We start from the raw sequence: 19,621 nt of genomic DNA, 5'->3' as shown, positions 1-19,621 counted from the left end.
GACTCTATCAGACCGTTTCCGGTTCCGATTTCCTCGGTGCTTTCCAGGTTTCCGCTTCCGCGTTTCCCTTTCCGGCGGTTCCGACTTTATCAGAAGTTCTGAGTCGGATTTTCCGGCCCTTCGGGAGTGGCTCCCGTACACGCGAAGTGTCCGGGTTCCCCCTCAGGCGGAGCCGTAAACGTACTGGAGCGGGCCGCCTCGATGCAAATCGAGGCGGCCCGCTCCAGGTTCACGCGTACGAGGGGGTCGTACGACGGTCAGACCTCCACGACGACCGGGAGGATCATCGGCCTGCGCCGATAGTTGTCGGAGACCCACTTGCCCAGCGTGCGGCGGATCAGTTGTTGCAGCTGGTGGGGCTCCACGACGCCGTCCTGGGCCGAGCGTTCCAGGACCTCCGTGATCCTCGGGACGACGTCCACGAAGGCGGAGTCCTCGATGCCGGAGCCGCGGGCCTGGATGTGCGGGCCGCCCGTGATCTTGCCGGTGGACGAGTCCACGACGACGAAGACCGAGATGATGCCCTCGTCGCCCAGGATCCTGCGGTCCTTCAGCGCGGGTTCGCCGACATCGCCGACCGAGAGGCCGTCGACGTAGACATAGCCCGCCTGGACCTTGCCCGAGATCTTGGCCTTGCCCTCGATGAGGTCGACGACCACGCCGTCCTCGGCGATGACGATGCGGTCGTGCGGGACGCCGGTCATGGCGCCCAGCTCGGCGTTGGCCCGTAGGTGGCGCCATTCGCCGTGGACCGGCATCAGGTTCTTCGGGCGGCAGATGTTGTAGAAGTACAGCAGCTCGCCGGCCGAGGCGTGTCCGGAGACGTGGACCTTGGCGTTGCCCTTGTGGACGACGTTGGCGCCCCAGCGGGTGAGGCCGTTGATGACCCGGTAGACCGCGTTCTCGTTGCCCGGGATGAGCGACGAGGCCAGGATCACCGTGTCGCCCGCGACGATGCGGATCTGGTGGTCCCGGTTGGCCATGCGGGACAGGGCGGCCATCGGTTCGCCCTGCGAGCCCGTGCAGACCAGGACGACCTGGCTGTCCGGGAGGTCGTCGAGCGTCTTGACGTCGACCACCAGGCCCGGCGGGACCTTGAGATAGCCGAGGTCACGGGCGATGCCCATGTTGCGGACCATCGAGCGGCCGACGAAGGCGACCCTGCGGCCGTACTCGTGGGCCGTGTCCAGGATCTGCTGGATGCGGTGGACGTGGCTGGCGAAGCTGGCCACGATGATCCGCTTGCGGGCGTTGCCGAAGACCTGGCGCAGGACGTTCGAGATGTCGCGCTCGGGCGGGACGAAGCCCGGGACTTCGGCGTTCGTCGAGTCGGCGAGGAGCAGGTCGATGCCCTCCTCGCTGAGCCGGGCGAACGCGTGTAGATCCGTGAGACGGCCGTCCAGCGGGAGCTGGTCCATCTTGAAGTCGCCCGTGTGGACGACCATGCCCGCGGGGGTGCGGATGGCGACCGCGAGCGCGTCCGGGATCGAGTGGTTGACCGCGACGAACTCGCAGTCGAAGGGACCGATGCGCTCGCGGTGCCCCTCGGCAACCTCGAGCGTGTACGGCCGGATGCGGTGCTCCTGGAGCTTCGCCTCGATGAGGGCGAGGGTCAGCTTGGAGCCGATCAGCGGAATGTCCGCCTTCTCCCGGAGGAGATAAGGGACACCGCCGATGTGGTCCTCGTGGCCGTGCGTGAGGACGATGCCGTCGATGTCGTCGAGGCGGTCCCTGATGGACGTGAAGTCCGGCAGGATCAGGTCGATTCCGGGCTGCTCCTCCTCGGGGAAGAGCACACCGCAGTCGACGATGAGCAGACGGCCGCCGTATTCGAAGACCGTCATGTTCCGGCCGATTTCCCCGAGGCCGCCGAGTGGGGTGACCCTCAGGCCGCCTTCGGGGAGCTTGGGCGGCGGGGCGAGTTCAGGATGCGGATGACTCAAAAGACTCTCCTACCCATGCGCGCCACGTACCTGTGGGCACGTGGCGCGCATGACGTTCGTGCAAATGCAGTTGTCGGATGTGTGGTGCGGGCGCCGAAGCCCCGCGTATTCAGTTGTGAAGTCCGTTGTCAGAGCTGTACCCCGCCGGCGGCAAGATCGATCTTGAGCTGGGCGATCTCCTCGGGCGAGCACTCGACCATCGGTGAGCGCAGCGGTCCGGCGGGCAGTCCCTGGAGGGTGAGCGCGGCCTTGGTGGTCATGACGCCCTGGGTGCGGAACATGCCGGTGTAGACGGGGAGCAGCTTCTGGTGGATCTCGGTGGCCTTCTGGACGTCACCGGAGACATACGCCTCCACCAGGGTGCGCAATTCAGGTGTGACCACATGGCCGACGACCGAGACGAAGCCGACCGCGCCCACGGAGAGCAGCGGCAGGTTCAGCATGTCGTCGCCGGAGTACCAGGCCAGGCCGGTCCGGGCGATGGCCCAGCTGGCGCGGCCGAGGTCGCCCTTGGCGTCCTTGTTGGCGACGATCCTGGGGTGCTCGGCGAGCCGCACCAGGGTCTCGGTGCCGATCGGGACGCCGCTGCGGCCGGGGATGTCGTAGAGCATGACCGGCAGTTCGGCGGCGTCGGCGATCGTCTTGAAGTGACGGTACAGGCCCTCTTGCGGGGGCTTGTTGTAGTACGGCGTGACGACGAGCAGGCCGTGTGCGCCGGTGTGTTCGGCCGTGCGGGCGAGTTCGACGCTGTGGTGGGTGTCGTTCGTGCCGACGCCGGCGATGACGTGGGCGCGGTCTCCGACCGCTTCCAGTACGGCTCGTACGAGATCCGCTTTCTCCGCGTCGCTGGTGGTCGGGGACTCACCGGTGGTGCCGTTGATGATCAGGCCGTCGTTGCCTGCGTCCACCAGGTGGGTCGCGAGCCGCTGAGCGCCGTCGAGGTCGAGTGCGCCGTCCGCCGTGAACGGCGTGACCATGGCGGTGAGGACCCGCCCGAAGGGGGTCTGCGGAGTGGAGGTCGGAGCCATGGGTAACACGCTACTCGCTGCTCAATGCGGGGTCTGCCTTAGGGGCAGGCGACAAGTCGTGACAAATATGGAGCCCGGCACTGCCTGCTCGGGGGTTCAAGCAGTGCCGGGTCCGTTTGATCAGGCTAGATGAACTTCTCTAAATGCCGCAATACGGACACTTCGCGCGGCCCATCCGTACATGTGTGCCCGACCGGCAAACAGAGGTGCGCTACGGGGCGACACGGCCGTTGGCATTGAAGGCGGCGTAGGTGAGCGGCATGAGCTTGGCCCACTGCTCCTCCATCTTCTCGCCGACCATCTCGATCTCCCGCTGCGGGAAGGACGGGACCTTCGCCAACTCGTGCTGCGTGCGCAGGCCGAGGAAGTGCATCAGCGAGCGCGCGTTGCACGTGGCGTACATCGACGAGAACAGGCCTACGGGGAGCACCGCGCGGGCGACCTCGCGGGCGACGCCGGCGGCGAGCATCTCCTGGTACGCCTCGTACGACTGGCGGTACGAGTCCTCCATGGCACGGCCGACCAGCTCCTGCTGAGCCTCGGTGCCCTCCACGAAGACGTACTTGCCCGGGCGGCCCTCCTGGACCAGCTTGCGGGACTCCCCGGGGACGTAGAAGACCGGCTGGAGCTCCCTGTACCGTCCCGATTCCTCGTTGTACGACCAGCCCACGCGGTGCCGCATGAACTCGCGGAAGACGAGGATCGGGGCGCTGATGAAGAACGTCATCGAGTTGTGCTCGAAGGGGCTGCCGTGCCGGTCCCGCATCAGGTAGTTGATCAGGCCCTTGGAGCGCTCGGGGTCCTTGCCCATCTCGTCCAGGGACTGCTCGCCGATCGTCGAGACGCGGGCGGCGAAGAGCACGTCCGCGTCGGACGCGGTGTGCTTGACCAGCTCGACGGTCACGTCACTGCGGAAACTGGGCTTGAGGTCGTCGGCGGGTGTGTCGGTCACGGCTCGGAGGGTCCTTCCATCACGTCTCGAGGGCGGCGCCCACTCTACGGCCCGGCACTGACATCGGGGCGTTCGGTGCCGTGCCGCGACATTCATTGGCGAACTTCTGCGAATTCGGTGAAACAGGGCACCAATTGGGGCGTTCGCTCGTCTGTCTTGGTGAGAGCCACCCGTTCGATCCCGATTCGACCCCAGAGGGGAGAAGCACCACCGATGTTCCGTCGGCGCGAACCTGTTCCGTTCGCCTTCATCGCCGAGACCGACCGCTTCCGCAGCAATGTCACCCCGCCCCCGCGTGAGCGTGCGTCCGCCGGTCAGATAACCGGGCGCTGGCTCCTGGGCCTCACCATCGTCGCCGGAATCGTGGGCTCCCTGGTCCTCGGGATGCCGGCGCTGTCCCAGAACAACCTCTCGACACAGCACCAGCAGTCCCAGGCCGCCGACAATCGCTGACCTGGCCCGCAGCCGTACAGCTGACCATGACTCATCCGGACCCCCAGCGGTGGTGAGCGGGAACACGGCCGGATAGCCTCACCGGGCACAGCCCACGCATGGATTCAGTGAGGACACCAGCCGTGCCCCTGCCCTTCCTTACGGCCGACCGCGCATTCGAGGGTGCGGACGAGCTCGCGCTGCCGTTCGACGACCGCGACCGCTGGCGGCGCCCCTACCGGCCCGGACCGTGGCGGGTGGCGGTGGCGGCGCTCGTCCTGCTGCTCGCGTCGTACGTGCTGTTCGCCGCGGTCATCATCGCGTTGACCGGCTCGCGGTCCGAGGCCGCGGTGATCCTCGGCATCGCGGTGGCCGTCATCCTCTGCGCCCTGCGGCTGCTGCGCATGGGCGTGTGGGTGAGCGCGCGCGGGCTGCGCCGGGTGCGGTTCCTCTTCACCCTGACGGTGCGGTGGGACCGGGTCGTCGCCGTGCGCACGGTGCAGCAGCCGGTGCGCTGGCTCGGACTGCCGCGCACGGTGCAGGGACAGGCACTGACCCTCGTACGCAAGGACCGTGCTCCGGAGGACGTGACCGCGCTGCTGACCACGCACGACCTCGACTTCGTGGCGCGTGCCTCCTCCTTCGACCGGGCCGCGGACTCGGTCGAGGTGTGGTCCGACGAGTACCGGCGGAGCTGACCGACCAGAAGCAGACGTGAAGGGGCCGGTCCGCAGTGAGTGCGGGGCGGCCCCTTCGGCGTACAGAAGCGGCGTACAGAGGTCGTTTCAGGCCTGGACGGGTCTGCCGTCGTGCAGGGCGATCGCGCGCTGCATCGCCTTGCGGGCGCGCGGGGTGTCGCGGGCGTCGTGGTAGGCGACGGCCAGGCGGAACCAGCTGCGCCAGTCGTCGGGGGCGTCCTCGGTCTCGGCCTTGCGCTTGGCGAAGACCTCGTCGGCGGAGTCGCGGTCGATGCGGCCGCCCGCGGTGCGCCTCAACTCGTCGACGGGCAGGCCGCCTTCGGCGTCGAGTTCGGCGGCGAGCTTGTTGGCGTTCCGGACGAACTGGGTGTTCTTCCAGAGGAACCAGATGCCGATCACCGGCAGGATCAGGACCGCGATCCCGAAAGTGACCGTGATGAGCGTGCCCGACTGTATGAGCATGACGCCGCGGCTGCCGACCAGGACGAAGTAGAAGACCAGGACGGCGGCCGTGACGGCGTAGGTGACTTTGGCGCGCATGTCAGCCCAGGTCCAGGAAGTGCTCCAGGCCGAAGGTGAGGCCCGGGGTCGTCACCACGCGGCGGGCGCCGAGCAGGATGCCCGGCATGAAGCTGCTGTGGTGGAGGGAGTCGTGGCGGACGGTCAGCGTCTCGCCCTCGCCGCCCAGCAGGACCTCCTGGTGGGCCAGCAGGCCGCGCAGCCGGACGGAGTGGACGGGGATTCCATCGACGGCCGCACCCCGCGCGCCGTCCAGGGCTGTCTCCGTGGCGTCCGGCGCCGCGGCCGTGCCCGCCTTCGCGCGCGCCTCAGCGATGAGCTGGGCCGTGCGCGTGGCCGTGCCGCTCGGGGCGTCGACCTTCTTCGGGTGGTGCAGCTCGATGACCTCGACCGACTCGAAGTAGGGCGCGGCGATCTGCGCGAACTTCATGGTGAGTACGGCGCCGATGGAGAAGTTGGGCGCGATGAGGACGCCCGTCTCCGGGGAGGCGTCCAGCCAGCCGGTCAGCCGCGCGAGGCGTTCGTCGGTCCAGCCCGTCGTACCGACGACCGCGTGGATGCCGTGCCGTACGCAGAAGTCGAGGTTGTCCATCACCGAGGCGGGGGTGGTCAGTTCGACCGCCACCTGGGCGCCCGAGGCCGTGAGCGCCTCCAGGGTGTCGCCCCGGCCCAGGGCGGCCACCAGTTCCATGTCCTCGGCGGCCTCGACGGCTCGGACCGCCTCGGCGCCGATCCGGCCCTTGGCACCGAGGACCGCCACGCGCAGCTTGCTCATCGTTCTTGCTTCCTTACCGGATACGGGTTCCGAAGGCGGGTGTCAGGCGACGGCGTCGTGCAGTCGGGCCGCCTGTTTGTCCTTGAGCGGGCCGATGACCGACAGCGAGGGCCGCTGCCCCAGGATCTCGCGGGCGACCTCGCGGACCTCGTCCGGGGTGACCGACGCGATCCGGGCCAGCATGTCGTCGACGGACATCTGCTCGCCCCAGCACAGCTCGCTCTTGCCGATGCGGTTCATCAGCGCGCCCGTGTCCTCGAGGCCGAGGACGGTGGAGCCCTGGAGCTGGCCGACGGCGCGGCCGATCTCGTCGTCGGACAGGCCGTTCGCGGCGACCTGGTCGAGTTCGTCGCGGCAGATCTTCAGTACGTCGTGGACCTGCGAGGGCCTGCAGCCGGCGTAGACGCCGAACAGTCCGCAGTCGGCGAAGCCCGACGTGTACGAGTACACGCTGTAGGCCAGGCCGCGCTTCTCCCGGACCTCCTGGAAGAGGCGGGACGACATGCCGCCGCCGAGGGCCGTGTTGAGGACCCCCAGCGCCCAGCGGCGCTCGTCGGTGCGGGCCAGGCCCGGCATGCCGAGGACGACGTGCGCCTGCTCGGTCTTGCGGCCGATCAGCTCGACCTTGCCGGTGGAGCGCAGCACGCGGCGGCCGTCGCGCGGGGCGATGGGTGCCGCCTCGGGGGTGCGGAAGGCGCCCGCCTTCTCGAAGGCCGCGCGGACCTGTCGTACGACCTTGTCGTGGTCGATGTTGCCCGCGGCGGCGACCACGAGGTGGGTCGGGTCGTAGTGCTTCTTGTAGAAGCGGCGGATGCGGTCCGCGGTGAGGGCGTTGACGGTGTCGACCGTGCCGAGGACGGGGCGGCCGAGGGGGTTGTCGCCGAACATCGTGCGCGCGAACAGGTCGTGCACGCAGTCGCCCGGGTCGTCCTCCGTCATGGCGATCTCTTCGAGGATGGCGCCGCGCTCGACGTTGACGTCGTCCTCACGGATGAGGGAGCCGGTCAGCATGTCGCAGACCACGTCGATGGCGAGCGGCAGGTCGGTGTCGAGCACGCGCGCGTAGTAGCACGTGTACTCCTTCGCCGTGAACGCGTTCATCTCGCCGCCGACCGCGTCGATCGCGGAGGAGATGTCCAGCGCGCTGCGCTTGTGAGTGCCCTTGAAGAGGAGGTGCTCCAGGTAGTGCGTGGCGCCGTTCAGCGACGGGGTCTCGTCGCGGGAGCCCACGTGTGCCCAGATGCCGAAGGTCGCGGAGCGGACCGAGGGCAGCGTCTCGGTGACGATGCGCAGGCCGCCCGGGAGGGTGGTCTTGCGGACCGTGCCGATGCCGTTCGTGCCCTGGATAAGGGTTTGGGTACGGGCGACGGCCCGCGCCTCCGAGGAGGTGCGGGCCGTCGTCGTGGTGCTGGTCGACGTCACTTGTCGCCGTCGTCCTTCTTGTCGTCCTCGGCGTTCTCTTCACCCTCGATGACGGGGATCAGGGAGAGCTTGCCGCGGGAGTCGATCTCGGCGATCTCGACCTGGACCTTCTGGCCCACGCCGACGACGTCCTCGACGTTCTCCACGCGCTTGCCGCCGGCGAGCTTGCGGATCTGCGAGATGTGCAGCAGACCGTCCTTGCCCGGGAGCAGCGACACGAACGCGCCGAAGGTGGTGGTCTTGACGACCGTACCCAGGTAGCGCTCGCCGACCTCCGGCATGGTCGGGTTGGCGATGCCGTTGATCGTGGCGCGGGCGGCCTCGGCCTGCGAGCCGACCTGGGCACCGATGTAGATGGTGCCGTCGTCCTCGATCGTGATCTCGGCGCCGGTGTCCTCCTGGATCTGGTTGATCATCTTGCCCTTCGGGCCGATGACCTCGCCGATCTTGTCCACGGGGATCTTGACGGTGATGATCCGCGGGGCGTTCGGGGACATCTCGTCCGGCGTGTCGATCGCTTCCATCATCACGTCGAGGATGTGGAGGCGGGCGTCACGGGCCTGCTTGAGGGCGGCGGCCAGGACGGAGGCGGGGATGCCGTCCAGCTTGGTGTCGAGCTGGAGGGCGGTGACGAACTCCTTGGTGCCGGCGACCTTGAAGTCCATGTCGCCGAAGGCGTCCTCCGCACCGAGGATGTCGGTGAGGGCGACGTAGTGCGTCTCGCCGTTGATCTCCTGGGAGATCAGGCCCATGGCGATACCGGCGACGGGGGCCTTGAGGGGCACACCGGCGTTCAGCAGCGACATGGTGGAGGCGCAGACCGAGCCCATGGACGTCGAGCCGTTCGACCCGAGGGCCTCGGAGACCTGGCGGATCGCGTAGGGGAACTCCTCGCGCGTCGGCAGGACCGGGACCAGGGCGCGCTCGGCGAGCGCTCCGTGGCCGATCTCGCGGCGCTTCGGGGAGCCGACGCGGCCGGTCTCGCCCACCGAGTACGGCGGGAAGTTGTAGTTGTGCATGTAGCGCTTGCGGGTCACCGGGGAGAGGGTGTCCAGCTGCTGCTCCATGCGGAGCATGTTGAGGGTGGTGACGCCCAGGATCTGGGTCTCGCCACGCTCGAACAGCGCGGAACCGTGCACGCGCGGGATGGCCTCGACCTCGGCGGCCAGGGTGCGGATGTCGGTGACACCGCGGCCGTCGATGCGCTTCTTCTCCTTGATGACGCGCTCACGGACCAGGGACTTGGTCAGCGAGCGGTACGCGGCGGAGATCTCCTTCTCGCGGCCCTCGAACTCCGGGAGGAGCTTCTCGGCGGCGAGACCCTTGACGCGGTCGATCTCGGCCTCGCGGTCCTGCTTGCCGGCGATCGTCAGCGCGGAGGCGAGCTCCGGGCGGACGGCGGCGGTGAGGGCCTCCAGGACGTCGTCCTGGTAGTCGAGGAAGATCGGGAACTCGCCGGTCGGCTTGGCGGCCTTGGCGGCGAGGTCGGACTGGGCCTTGCAGAGCACCTTGATGAAGGGCTTCGCGGCGTCCAGACCGGAGGCGACGACCTCCTCGGTGGGCGCCTCGGCGCCGCCCGCGACCAGCTGGATGGTCTTCTCGGTGGCCTCGGCCTCGACCATCATGATCGCGACGTCGCCGTCCTCCAGGACGCGACCGGCGACGACCATGTCGAAGACGGCGTCCTCGAGCTCGGTGTGCGTCGGGAACGCGACCCACTGGCCGTTGATCAGCGCGACGCGGACGCCGCCGACCGGGCCGGAGAAGGGCAGACCGGCCAGCTGCGTGGACGCGGAGGCGGCGTTGATCGCCACGACGTCGTACAGGTGGTCGGGGTTGAGGGCCATGATCGTGGCGACGACCTGGATCTCGTTGCGCAGGCCCTTCTTGAAGGACGGGCGCAGCGGGCGGTCGATCAGCCGGCAGGTGAGGATCGCGTCCTCGGAGGGGCGGCCCTCACGGCGGAAGAAGCTGCCGGGGATCTTGCCTGCGGCGTACATCCGCTCCTCGACGTCCACCGTGAGGGGGAAGAAGTCGAGCTGGTCCTTGGGGTTCTTGGAGGCGGTGGTGGCCGACAGCACCATGGTGTCGTCGTCCAGGTACGCGACGGCGGAGCCGGCGGCCTGCTTGGCCAGGCGGCCCGTCTCGAAGCGGATGGTGCGGGTGCCGAAAGTGCCGTTGTCAATGACGGCCTCGGCGTAGTGGGTCTCGTTCTCCACTAGCGTTTTCTCCGTTACTTGTCGTCTTTCGTCCCTCCCCGCCCGTGTGGCGGGGGGACGGTGGCGGAGAAGCGCTGTCTGGTGCGGGCCGGTCTTCGATCGAAGCACCCGGGGCGTCAATGCCCGGGGGCCACTACCGAGGACCGGCGGCTGCGAGGCGCGCTTCTCCTCTTCGTTGTCGTACTGGGTCGTACGTCCTGCGTCGTGCGTTGCGCTACCACACTACAAAGCGTGAGTGACACTCCGCACGTTTCCGTACGTACGGGCAATCCGCACGTACGGCAAAGGGAGCGGCTCCCGATCGTTTCGGGAACCGCTCCCTTCACGGCGTCCTACTTGGCGCCCGCCGCACCGCGGCGGATGCCCAGCCGGTCAACCAGCGCACGGAAGCGCTGGATGTCCTTCTTGGCCAGGTACTGGAGCAGCCGGCGGCGCTGACCGACCAGGATCAGCAGACCACGACGGGAGTGGTGGTCGTGCTTGTGGGTCTTGAGGTGCTCGGTCAGGTCCGAGATACGGCGCGAGAGCATGGCGACCTGGACCTCGGGGGAGCCGGTGTCGCCCTCCTTCTGACCGAACTCACTGATGAGCTGCTTCTTCGTAGCGGCGTCGAGCGACACGCGTACTCCTCGTAGTCTGAGATGTGCCACCGAGTGCCCCTGGTCCACTTCTCAGGGGAGCTTCCATGACTCGGGAGGCGGGATCCGTAGGGCGCTGCCTCCGGAGCGGTGAGCTCCAGGGGTGCGTACACAAACGGCCGCTACACAGCGTACCAGCCTGGGGGGACGCCTCGGTCCAGCTCCGCGAAGGGCCCTGACCGGGGCGGATACGGCCACTAGGGTGATCTGCATCTATACGTGGATCGCAGATCGCGTCGGTTCGTCCGGAAGGGGTCGCTTCGCCATGGCGGAGACGGAGCAGGAGATCAAGGCACGCAAGGAGCGGGAGCGGGACGAGCTCTACGCCCTCGACATCTCGGGTGTCGAGTGGCGCAGCGCGCCGGGCACGGAGGAGCACGAGGAGCGCGTCGAGATCGCCGACCTGCCCGACGGCGCGGTGGCCATGCGCTCGTCGCTCGACCCGGACACCGTGCTGCGGTACACGGAGGCGGAGTGGACGGCCTTCGTGCTGGGGGCTCGGGACGGCGAGTTCGACCTGGAGCCGGCGCCGCACGACGGGGAGCCGGGCGCGGACGCGTAGCGCCTTCGCGCGACGGGGGGTGGGGGTCGGCCGAAGGTTCGGTCCGATCCCCACCCCCCGTCGCTTGCGTGCGGGGCCGCGGCTATTTCACCGCCATGCTCTCGATGCCCAGGACGAGATAGACCCACTTGGGCTGACCGGCGGCGGGGCCCTCGGCCTTCTTGACGCCGAAGAAGATGCGCCCGTCCTGGACGACGATGTCGTTGTAGTCGGTCATCGTCATCAGGTCGGCCTCCTCCGGCAGGTCGAAGTAGAGGTACGGGGTCTCCTTGCCGGTCCTCGGATCCAGGCTGACGAGCCCCGAGGGCATGATGTGCTGGTCGGTCACGCGCACGGCGAGGAGCTTGTCGCCGCTCATCCGTACCGGATACAGGAGCGAGCCGGGGCCGGAGTCGAACTTCGTGGTGGTTTTCCCTGTCGCCAGGTCGAAGCCGATGAGCCAGTTGGAGTTGACCAGCTCACCCGACTCCTTGCTGCGCAGGAAGACCTGGCCGGCGCCGACGGCGATGGTCGGGCAGTCGTCGATGGTGAGGTAGTCGTCGTACGAGCACTCGCCGACGTAGGTGCCGTTCTGGAGGCGGACCACGGCGCGGATCTTGCCCTTGGCGTCGAGGGAGAGCATCTCGGAGATGCCGATCTCGCCGGCCTGGACGGCCAGGACGGGCGGCTCGGCGGACGGGATGTCGAGGTCCCGGATCCCCTTCGCGGCGGAGTACGTCCACAGGACCTTGCCCGTCTCCGGGTCCACCTTGCGCGCCTTGTAGGTGGTGGCGGCCAGTGAGCCGAGGGGGGCGTCGTCGTGGTAGCACTCCTGGCGTACGAGCAGCGCGGCTCCGCCGGCGGCGCCCATGTCCTGGCAGGAGCCGGTCGACGTCGTCTCCCACAGCCGCTCCCCCGTGGTCATGCTGTACGCGTCGGTGCCGCCTCCCCAGGTCACGACGACCGTGCCGTGGGTCAGGGTCACGCTCGGCGTGTCCTCGTCGTCTCCGCCCGTCGCGAGGCCCGTGTCGTCCCCGAGCTTGGAATAGGGGAAGTCGGTCTCCCAGACCTCGCTGCCGTCGTCGAGGTCGAAGAACGCCACGTGGTTGCAGTAGGCCCCGCCCCGGTCGTTGGCCCGGAACAGGACAGCGGTGCGGTTCTCGCCGTCCACATGGCGTGTGTAGCCGCAGATCGGGCCGACGAGGGGGAGCTTCCACTTCTCGTCGCCCGGGACGGCGTCGGTGCCGATGCCCAGGCCGATGACGGTCTTGTTGATGCCCTTGGCGAGGATCCTGTCCGTGGCCCACATGCCGGGCATCTGGTAGTCCTCGCCCGGACTCAGGTCGTCCACCGAGAAACGGAGGGCCATCTTTCCGGTGGTACTCGCGGGCTGTTTCTCGACGGTCTCGCGGACGTCCAGGCGGCCCTGGCTCGCCGCGGGGGCGTTGTCGGTCGTCGCCTTCGTGTCGTCGTCGCCCCTTGCCGCGAGCAGGCCGGCGGTGCCCACGGCCGCGACGAGAACGACCGCCAGCAGTCCGAGCAGCCTGTTCCGGCGGCGCTTCCTGCGCTGGTCGTCCGGGGCAAGGGTGGGCTGGGTGTAGAAGGTGGGAGGTGGGCCGAAGCTCACGCGGACGAATCCTTTCGTCGCCTGTTCAGCGGTCTCTGTCGTCTTCCGCGCCCGTGGGCGCCGGGTCAGTTGCTCGTCAGCGAGCGGACCGTCGCGTACACGTCGAAGACGGCGAGTGCCAGCGGCACCAGCGTCAGCAGGACGAAGCCTTCGGCGATCTCCAGGAAGCGTCCCCAGAACGGGGTGAGACCGCTGCGCGGGACGATCAGGCCGATCGCGGTCACGAGCGCGGTGGCCGCAGCGATCGCCGCGACGAGCCAGACCGTACGGAGGTCGAGGCCGCCGCGGTCGCCGTGGAGCGCCTCGCGGATCAGGGAGTGCGGCGGGTTGAGCGCGAGGCCCAGGCCGAGCAGCACGAGGGAGCCGAGTCCGGCGGCCAGGACGGGGGCGACCTGGGCGGTGTAGCGGAAGAGGTGGGCGCGCATCAGCAGCGCGGCCCCGGTCGCGAGGGCGAGCAGCTGGGCCCAGACGTCGGCGGAGAAACCGAGGACGGCCGTGGCCCCGACGGCGGTGACCGCGCAGCCGCCGACGAGGCCGACGAGGAGTTCGTGACCGCGGCGGGCCTGGGCGGCGACGCGTTCGGTGTCGACCGCTTCCTGGACGGCGGGCTCGGCGCCGTACGCGCTGCGCGGGGCGGTGTTCGGGGGGTCGAAGCCGATCGGCAGGCGGGCGAAGCGCATCGAGAGGCCCGGCAGGAAGGCCAGCGCGCCGACCGCGACCGGAGCGCACAGCGCGGCGATCTCGGACGGCGTCCAGTGGGCCCGGATCGCGATGAACGCGACGATCAGGCCGACCGCGGACGCGAAGACGAGGGCGACGAACGGCGCGTCCCCGCCGGGCGAGCACAGGGTGAGGACGACGGCGGCCACCAGCACGGCCGCGCACGCGAGGAGGAACTGCAGCTTGCCGATGCCCTGGCCGTCGGTGAGCGGCAGCAGACCCGAGCCGGCCACCCCGATGTTGGGCAGGGCGCCGAGACCCAGCGCGATGGCCGAGGACCGGTCGTCGTAGACCCGGGCGCGGACGCAGGCCAGGACGACCAGCAGGACGCCGACGACCGCGGCGAGGATGCCGGGCAGGCTGTTCATGTCGTGGCGCGGGTCGGCGGTCCAGGCGACGAAGGCGAGCAGGGCGGGCAGGACACCGCCGCCGACGAGGCCGGCGGCGCGGGTCAACTCGCCGCCCCACAGGGTGTGTTCGCGGGTCACCGCGGCCGAGACCGCCTCGGACACGTCGTCGAACACGGCCGGCGGGAGCGACTCGGAGAAGGGGCGCAGGGTGAGGAGTTCGCCGTCGAGAATGCGCTGGCCGGCGAACGTGCGGGAGCTGTCGAGGACGGTGCCGTCCCGGCGCACCAGGTGATAGCCGACCGGGGCGCCCTCGGCGGGGCTCTGCCGGGAGAGCCTGAGGATCTCCGGATAGATGTCGGCGACCGGGATGTCGTCGGGCAGTGCCACGTCGATCCGGCTGTCGGGCGCGACGATCGTGACCCGGCAGAAACCGAGCCCCGGGCCGGTGCCGACAGCGGCTCCGGTACCGGGCCCGCCCGCCGCGGAGGCCGTGATGCTCACCTGTTGATCCCCCTCAATGGTGATGGTGCGTCTGCGTCGTGAAGGTGTCGCGCGGGGCGTTCCACGGACCTTCACATGGCGCGGAATGCCCTGTTTTTCCAGCCTGGTCGGCGTGTGCGCACGCGAACATCCGGCACCCTACCGCTCACCCGTCCCACGCGAAGTCAGTAGGATCGCGCGGCGGCCTGCGTCCGCCTGACACGGGGTGGCGGACGGTAGTCCCGGGGCCGCGCAAGGGAATTGGTGAGCAGTGAGCCACATCGTCGTCAAGCGCCCGCCGCGCGCGCTGCCGTCCGAGGTGCCCACGGACGAGATCGTCCTGCAGCCTCCGCCGGAGTTGCCCCGCGGTCATCAGGAGAGCGTCCTGATGCAGTTGCTGCCGACGCTCGGCATGGGCGGCTCGGTGGTGTTCTTCTTCACGAGCGGACAGCCGTTCATGAAGATCATGGGCATGGTGATGATCGTCTCGACGGTCGCCATGTCCATCGCGATGGTGGTCCGCTTCCGCCGCGGCAACCAGGGTCAGCTGGCGGATCTGCGCACCGACTATCTGCGCTACCTGGCGCAGACCCGGCGGACCGCCCTGGACACCGCACGGGCGCAGCGCGACGCGCAGTACTACCTCCACCCCTCCCCCGAGCAGCTGTGGGCGCTGGTCGCCGAGGGCAGCCGGGTGTGGGAACGGCGGCCTGGCGACGAGGACTTCGGCCAGGTGCGCATCGGCCTCGGCCGGCAGTCGCTCGCCACTCCGCTCATCGCCCCCGAGACCGGCGGGGTCGACCAGCTGGAGCCGCTGACGGCGGGCGCGATGCAGCGCTTCCTGTCCGTCCACGGCAACCTGGACGACCTGCCGATGGCGGTCTCCCTGCGTGCCTTCTCCTACCTCACCATCAGCGGCGAGGAGCGGTCCGTACGGTCCTCCGCCCGGGCCCTGGCCGGTTCGCTGGCCGCGCTGCACTCGCCCGAGGACCTGATGATCGTGGTCGCGGCGGCCAGGGAGACCCTGCCGCACTGGGAGTGGGCCAAGTGGCTGCCGCACGCGCAGGCGCCCGGTGTCACGGACGGCGCGGGCACCCGCCGGCTGATCGACAGCGACGTCCGTGAGCTGGAGAACCTGATCTCCGCCCGGCTGACCGGCCGTCCGCGCTTCCACCCCGACGCGACACCGCTGCCTGACGAGCCGCACATCGTCGTCGTCCTCGACGGGGTCTCGCTGCCCCCCGACTCGGTCCTCGCCAACCCCGAGGGCCTGCAAGGGGTGACCCTCGTCGACGTCGTCCCCGGCGAACCGACCGGAGCCGGCGGCGAGTTGTCCATCGTCGTACAACCGACGTCGCTGCACCTGGAGTCCAGTCACGGAGACGTCTACGAGGGGGCTCCCGACGCTCTCTCCTACGAGTCCGCCGAGGCGCTCGCGCGGCAGTTGGCGCCGCTGCGGATGGCGTCCGGCGGGGACGACGACCAACCGCTGCTCGCCAACCTGGAGTTCACCGATCTGCTGAACCTCGGTGACGCGGCCTCCGTCGACACCAAGCGGACCTGGCGGACGCGTTCGCTGGCCGAGCGGCTGCGGGTGCCGATCGGGCTCGGGGAGGACGGCCGGCCCGTGATGCTCGACCTCAAGGAGGCCGCGCAGGAGGGCATGGGCCCGCACGGCCTGTGCGTGGGCGCGACCGGTTCCGGCAAGTCCGAGCTGCTGCGCACGCTGGTCCTCGGCCTCGCGGTCACCCACTCCTCGGAGACCCTGAACTTCGTCCTCGCGGACTTCAAGGGCGGTGCCACCTTCGCCGGGATGGCGCAGATGCCGCACGTGGCGGCCGTGATCACCAACCTCGCGGACGATCTGACGCTGGTCGACCGCATGGGCGACTCCATCCGCGGCGAGCTCAACCGCCGCCAGCAGCTCCTGCGCGACGCGGGCAACTACGCCAACATCCACGACTACGAGAAGGCACGCGCCGCGGGCGCCCCGCTGCAGCCGATCCCCTCCCTGGTGCTGGTGATCGACGAGTTCAGCGAACTCCTCACCGCCAAGCCGGACTTCATCGAGATGTTCGTGCAGATCGGCCGGATCGGCCGCTCGCTCGGCGTCCATCTGCTGCTGGCCTCGCAGCGCCTGGAGGAGGGCAGGCTGCGCGGTCTGGAGACCTACCTCTCGTACCGCGTCGGTCTGCGCACCTTCTCGGCGGCCGAGTCGCGGGCCGCGCTGGGCGTGCCGGACGCCTACGAACTCCCGAACGTCCCCGGGTCCGGCTTCCTGAAGTACGGCACGGACGAGATGGTGCGGTTCAAGGCCGCCTACGTGTCCGGGACTTACCGCTCGGGCTCCGCGCAGGCGTCGCTCGGCGCCGGTCAACTGCCGGTCGACCGGCGGCCGGTGCTGTTCACGGCGGCCGAAGTACCGGTGCAGTACACGGCGGTTCCGCAGCAGCGCACCGCGTCCCCGGACATCGACGACGCGCTCGCCGACACCGTGCTCGACGTCATCGTGCGCCGCCTCGAGGCGCAGGGTCCGGCGGCCCACCAGGTGTGGCTGCCGCCGCTGGACAGCCCGCCCTCGCTGGACGGCCTCCTGCCCGGCCTCACCGCGGTGCCGGGCCGCGGGCTCACGCAGCCCGGCTACGAGGGCGCGGGCCGGCTGGTGGTCCCGGTCGGCCTTGTCGACAAGCCGTACGAGCAGCGCCGCGACCACCTCTGGGTCGACTTCTCGGGCGCGGCAGGCCACATGCAGATCGTCGGCGGCCCACAGTCCGGAAAATCCACTCTCCTCCGCTCCCTGATCTGCGCCTTCGCCCTGACCCACACCCCGCACGAAGTCCAGTTCTACGGCCTCGACTTCGGCGGCGGCGGTCTCTCTTCGGTGGCCGGCCTGCCCCACGTGGGCGGCATCGGCTCCCGCCTCGACCCCGAGAAGGTCCGGCGCACGGTCTCCGAGGTGTACGGCGTGATGACGCGCCGCGAGGAGTACTTCCGCTCGGCGGGCATCCCGTCGATCGCGGAGTTCCGGTCCCGCCGGGCGCGCGGCCAGATCTCGGTGACGGACCAGCCCTGGGGCGATGTCTTCCTCGTCATCGACGGGTGGGGCAACTTCCGTGCGGACTATGAGGGGTTGGAGGCGGCGGTGCTGGACATCGCCGCGCGCGGCCTGGGCTTCGGCATCCACCTGGTGCTCACCGCGTCCCGGTCGATGGAGGTCCGCGCGAACCTCAAGGACCACCTGATGAACCGCCTCGAACTGCGGCTCGGCGACACCATGGACTCCGAGATCGACCGCAAGGTGGCGGTGAACGTCCCGACGGGCGTCCCCGGACGTGGTGTGTCGCCGGAGCGGCTGCACTTCATGGCGGCGGTGCCGCGCATCGACGGCCTGGTCTCGGACACCGACCTGGCCGATGCGACCCAGGCGCTGGCGACCGAGGTGTCCCGGCACTGGGAGGCGCCGGGAGCGCCCGAAGTACGGCTACTGCCGCGCGAGTTGGCCGCCGCGCAGCTGCCGCCGGGCGACCGTTTCCCGCAGCGCGGGGTCGCCTTCGCCATCGACGAGAACAACCTGGAGCCGGTCTTCGTCGACTTCGAGCAGGACCCGTTCTTCCTCGTCTTCGGCGAGAGCGAGTCGGGCAAGTCGAACCTGCTGCGGCTGCTGGTCAAGCAGTTGACGGAGCGGTACACCGGCGACGAGGCGAAGCTCTTCGTCATCGACAACCGCCGCTCCCTGCTGGACGCGACGCCCGCCTCGCACCTCGCCGAGTACATCCCCATGTCCAACGCCATGGACCACCACATGGTCGCCCTCGCGGACCTGATGCGGCGCCGCACCCCCACGGCCGACGTGACGGCCCGTCAACTCCGCGAGCGGAGCTGGTGGCAGGGCCCGACGGTGTACGTCGTCGTGGACGACTACGACCTCGTCTCCACGTCCAGCGGCAACCCGCTGGGCAACCTCACCGAGATGCTGCCGTTCGCCCGTGACGTCGGCGTCCGCTTCATCATCGCCCGCTCCACGGCGGGCGCCGGCCGCGCCGCGTACGAGCCGTTCATGCAGCGCCTTCAGGAACTGGGCGCCCAGGGCGTCGTCCTGGCGGGCGACCCCGGCGAGGGCGACGTCCTGGGCGGGGTGCGGCCGCGGCCGATGCCCGCGGGGCGGGGGGTGTTCGTGTCACGGAAGCGGGGGAAGCCGTTGGTGCAGACGGGGTTGGTGCCGGAGACGGAGTACTGACGGTCGGCAGTACGAAGGTCGACGGACTGGTCCCGTCCAGCGGGCGGGGCCTACGGGGCACGGGGAAGGGGTCCGCACGTGGCATGGGGCGAGTGGGAACGCCTGAAGGGCCGGGCGACACGGAAGCAGTCCGCGCGCAGGGAGCCGAACCGGCCTCCTGCGGACGGCGACGCGCGGGTTCAGGGACTGGCGGGCGATCAGTGAGCAAGGGTGTGTCAGTGCCTTCGACGCGGCGAGCGGCGGCCTCCACGACCGCCGCCGCGGTGACGCTGCTTGTCCTGGCCACGGCGGGCTGTACGGACTCGGACGCACGCGCCTACACCGTTCCGGACAAGGTCTGCGGGGTGGCCGTCGACACGGATCTGCTGTCGCCCTTCCTGCCGGACGGACAGAAGCTCACCCAGCGCGCCTACAACTCCGGCCAGGAGAGCCCGCGTTGCCGTCTTTCGGTCGACGGCAAGTTGGTCGTCTACCTTTCGAGTGACGTCGTCCCCACGGAGACCGACCCCATCAAGGTCCAGGACCGGGCCCTGGTACGTCTCGGCAACCCGGCCTCCGTCGACATCGGTGACAGCGCCAGGGTGGCGGACAACGGGGCGATGGCGGTGGGCACTTGCACGTACGAGGGCGAGCGGCGCAAGTTCGTGACGTCGGTGCAGCTCCAGGAGAAGGTTCCCGGGAAGACCTCGCGGCGGCGGGATGCGTTGCGCTCGTTCCTGGGGGCGTACTTCCCTGGGGCGATGGCCAAGCAGGGGTGCGGGCAGGGGGGTTGAGCCGTTGCCAGGAGGGGGGCGGGGGCTCGTAATGTTCCCGGATGCCAACGCTTGTGCCAGCGCCTGGCGGCATCTCTCAGCCAGCCCCTGAAGCTCACCGGCCGGTCATAGCCTGAGCACTCCTCGCCAGGTCCAGCCTGTGGAGAGGATGCGGAGGTGGGTCGTTCCCGTTTGGAATCGGTCAAGTGAAGCTGATCCATTGGTAAATTGAGAGATCGGTTCCGCCTTGTCGAAGCACGCGAGGTGGCTCGCCGGCCTTCGTCAGGC

15 protein-coding genes are annotated in these 19,621 nt (G+C 69.6%); 5 read left to right on the top strand and 10 right to left on the bottom strand.

All coding sequences use genetic code 11. The annotated features are described in order from the left end of the window. Nucleotides 1-257: 257 nt before the first annotated feature. From OO69_RS35325 to thyX, 3 genes are all read right to left on the bottom strand, one after another. Nucleotides 258-1,943 (bottom strand): ribonuclease J, encoded by a 1,686-nt coding sequence (locus OO69_RS35325; RefSeq protein ID WP_033284980.1) that lies wholly within the window; start codon nucleotides 1,941-1,943, stop codon nucleotides 258-260. A 128-nt stretch (nucleotides 1,944-2,071) separates the two neighbouring features. Beyond that, nucleotides 2,072-2,971, bottom strand: coding sequence for a 4-hydroxy-tetrahydrodipicolinate synthase (dapA, locus tag OO69_RS35320; protein WP_033284979.1), 900 nt, complete (start codon nucleotides 2,969-2,971; stop codon nucleotides 2,072-2,074). A gap of 211 nt (nucleotides 2,972-3,182) precedes the next feature. Continuing rightward, a complete protein-coding gene (gene thyX / locus OO69_RS35315) occupies nucleotides 3,183-3,923 on the bottom strand; it encodes an FAD-dependent thymidylate synthase (protein WP_033284978.1) in 741 nt (246 codons plus the stop codon). Between the two features lie 213 nt (nucleotides 3,924-4,136). On the opposite strand from thyX, the gene OO69_RS35310 reads away from it, so the two are divergent. Both OO69_RS35310 and OO69_RS35305 read left to right on the top strand, forming a co-directional pair. After that, a complete protein-coding gene (locus tag OO69_RS35310) occupies nucleotides 4,137-4,376 on the top strand; it encodes a hypothetical protein (RefSeq protein ID WP_033284977.1) in 240 nt (79 codons plus the stop codon). A gap of 122 nt (nucleotides 4,377-4,498) precedes the next feature. After that, a complete protein-coding gene (locus tag OO69_RS35305; RefSeq protein WP_033284976.1) occupies nucleotides 4,499-5,053 on the top strand; it encodes a hypothetical protein in 555 nt (184 codons plus the stop codon). 87 nt (nucleotides 5,054-5,140) lie between these two features. On the opposite strand, the gene OO69_RS35300 is transcribed toward OO69_RS35305, so the two are convergent. From OO69_RS35300 to rpsO, 5 genes are all read right to left on the bottom strand, one after another. Beyond that, a complete protein-coding gene (locus OO69_RS35300) occupies nucleotides 5,141-5,593 on the bottom strand; it encodes a membrane protein (RefSeq protein WP_033284975.1) in 453 nt (150 codons plus the stop codon). 1 nt (nucleotide 5,594) lies between these two features. Then, nucleotides 5,595-6,347 (bottom strand): 4-hydroxy-tetrahydrodipicolinate reductase, encoded by a 753-nt coding sequence (dapB, locus tag OO69_RS35295; RefSeq protein ID WP_033284974.1) that lies wholly within the window; start codon nucleotides 6,345-6,347, stop codon nucleotides 5,595-5,597. 42 nt (nucleotides 6,348-6,389) lie between these two features. After that, nucleotides 6,390-7,769 (bottom strand): M16 family metallopeptidase, encoded by a 1,380-nt coding sequence (locus OO69_RS35290; RefSeq protein ID WP_033284973.1) that lies wholly within the window; start codon nucleotides 7,767-7,769, stop codon nucleotides 6,390-6,392. Next, nucleotides 7,766-9,988 (bottom strand): polyribonucleotide nucleotidyltransferase, encoded by a 2,223-nt coding sequence (locus OO69_RS35285; protein WP_033284972.1) that lies wholly within the window; start codon nucleotides 9,986-9,988, stop codon nucleotides 7,766-7,768. Before OO69_RS35285 ends, OO69_RS35290 begins: the two co-directional genes overlap by 4 nt. 332 nt (nucleotides 9,989-10,320) lie before the next feature. Further along, nucleotides 10,321-10,608, bottom strand: a complete 288-nt coding sequence (gene rpsO / locus OO69_RS35280) for a 30S ribosomal protein S15 (RefSeq protein WP_019064787.1) — start codon at nucleotides 10,606-10,608, stop codon at nucleotides 10,321-10,323. Between the two features lie 283 nt (nucleotides 10,609-10,891). Between rpsO and OO69_RS35275 the strand changes: the two genes are divergently transcribed. Next, the gene (locus tag OO69_RS35275) at nucleotides 10,892-11,188 is read left to right on the top strand and encodes a DUF397 domain-containing protein (protein ID WP_019064786.1); all 297 of its coding nucleotides are present in this window, start codon (nucleotides 10,892-10,894) and stop codon (nucleotides 11,186-11,188) included. A gap of 82 nt (nucleotides 11,189-11,270) precedes the next feature. On the opposite strand, the gene OO69_RS35270 is transcribed toward OO69_RS35275, so the two are convergent. Both OO69_RS35270 and eccD read right to left on the bottom strand, forming a co-directional pair. Next, a complete protein-coding gene (locus OO69_RS35270; RefSeq protein ID WP_033284971.1) occupies nucleotides 11,271-12,794 on the bottom strand; it encodes a PQQ-binding-like beta-propeller repeat protein in 1,524 nt (507 codons plus the stop codon). Nucleotides 12,795-12,859: 65 nt separating this feature from the next. Continuing rightward, entirely contained in the window at nucleotides 12,860-14,365 is a 1,506-nt protein-coding gene (eccD, locus tag OO69_RS35265; protein WP_033284970.1) for a type VII secretion integral membrane protein EccD, read from the bottom strand. Between the two features lie 250 nt (nucleotides 14,366-14,615). On the opposite strand from eccD, the gene eccCa reads away from it, so the two are divergent. Both eccCa and OO69_RS35255 read left to right on the top strand, forming a co-directional pair. Further along, on the top strand, nucleotides 14,616-18,581 hold the full coding sequence (gene eccCa / locus OO69_RS35260; RefSeq protein ID WP_078652711.1) for a type VII secretion protein EccCa: 3,966 nt from the start codon (nucleotides 14,616-14,618) through the stop codon (nucleotides 18,579-18,581). A gap of 218 nt (nucleotides 18,582-18,799) precedes the next feature. Beyond that, on the top strand, nucleotides 18,800-19,354 hold the full coding sequence (locus OO69_RS35255) for a hypothetical protein (protein ID WP_078652710.1): 555 nt from the start codon (nucleotides 18,800-18,802) through the stop codon (nucleotides 19,352-19,354). The last annotated feature ends 267 nt before the right edge of the window (nucleotides 19,355-19,621 follow it).

This window comes from Streptomyces sp. NRRL F-525, assembly GCF_000716605.1.
Taxonomy (GTDB): Bacteria; Actinomycetota; Actinomycetes; order Streptomycetales; family Streptomycetaceae; genus Streptomyces.
This window is presented reverse-complemented; position numbering and strand designations above follow the sequence as displayed.

What these genes read in the sequence shown, in the direction of transcription:
- dapB (WP_033284974.1), bottom strand. Translation starts at nt 6,347, where the DNA reads ATGAGCAAGCTGCGCGTGGCGGTCCTCGGTGCCAAGGGCCGGATCGGC.
- OO69_RS35310 (WP_033284977.1), top strand. Translation starts at nt 4,137, where the DNA reads ATGTTCCGTCGGCGCGAACCTGTTCCGTTCGCCTTCATCGCCGAGACC.
- OO69_RS35300 (WP_033284975.1), bottom strand. Translation starts at nt 5,593, where the DNA reads ATGCGCGCCAAAGTCACCTACGCCGTCACGGCCGCCGTCCTGGTCTTC.
- OO69_RS35275 (WP_019064786.1), top strand. Translation starts at nt 10,892, where the DNA reads ATGGCGGAGACGGAGCAGGAGATCAAGGCACGCAAGGAGCGGGAGCGG.
- dapA (WP_033284979.1), bottom strand. Translation starts at nt 2,971, where the DNA reads ATGGCTCCGACCTCCACTCCGCAGACCCCCTTCGGGCGGGTCCTCACC.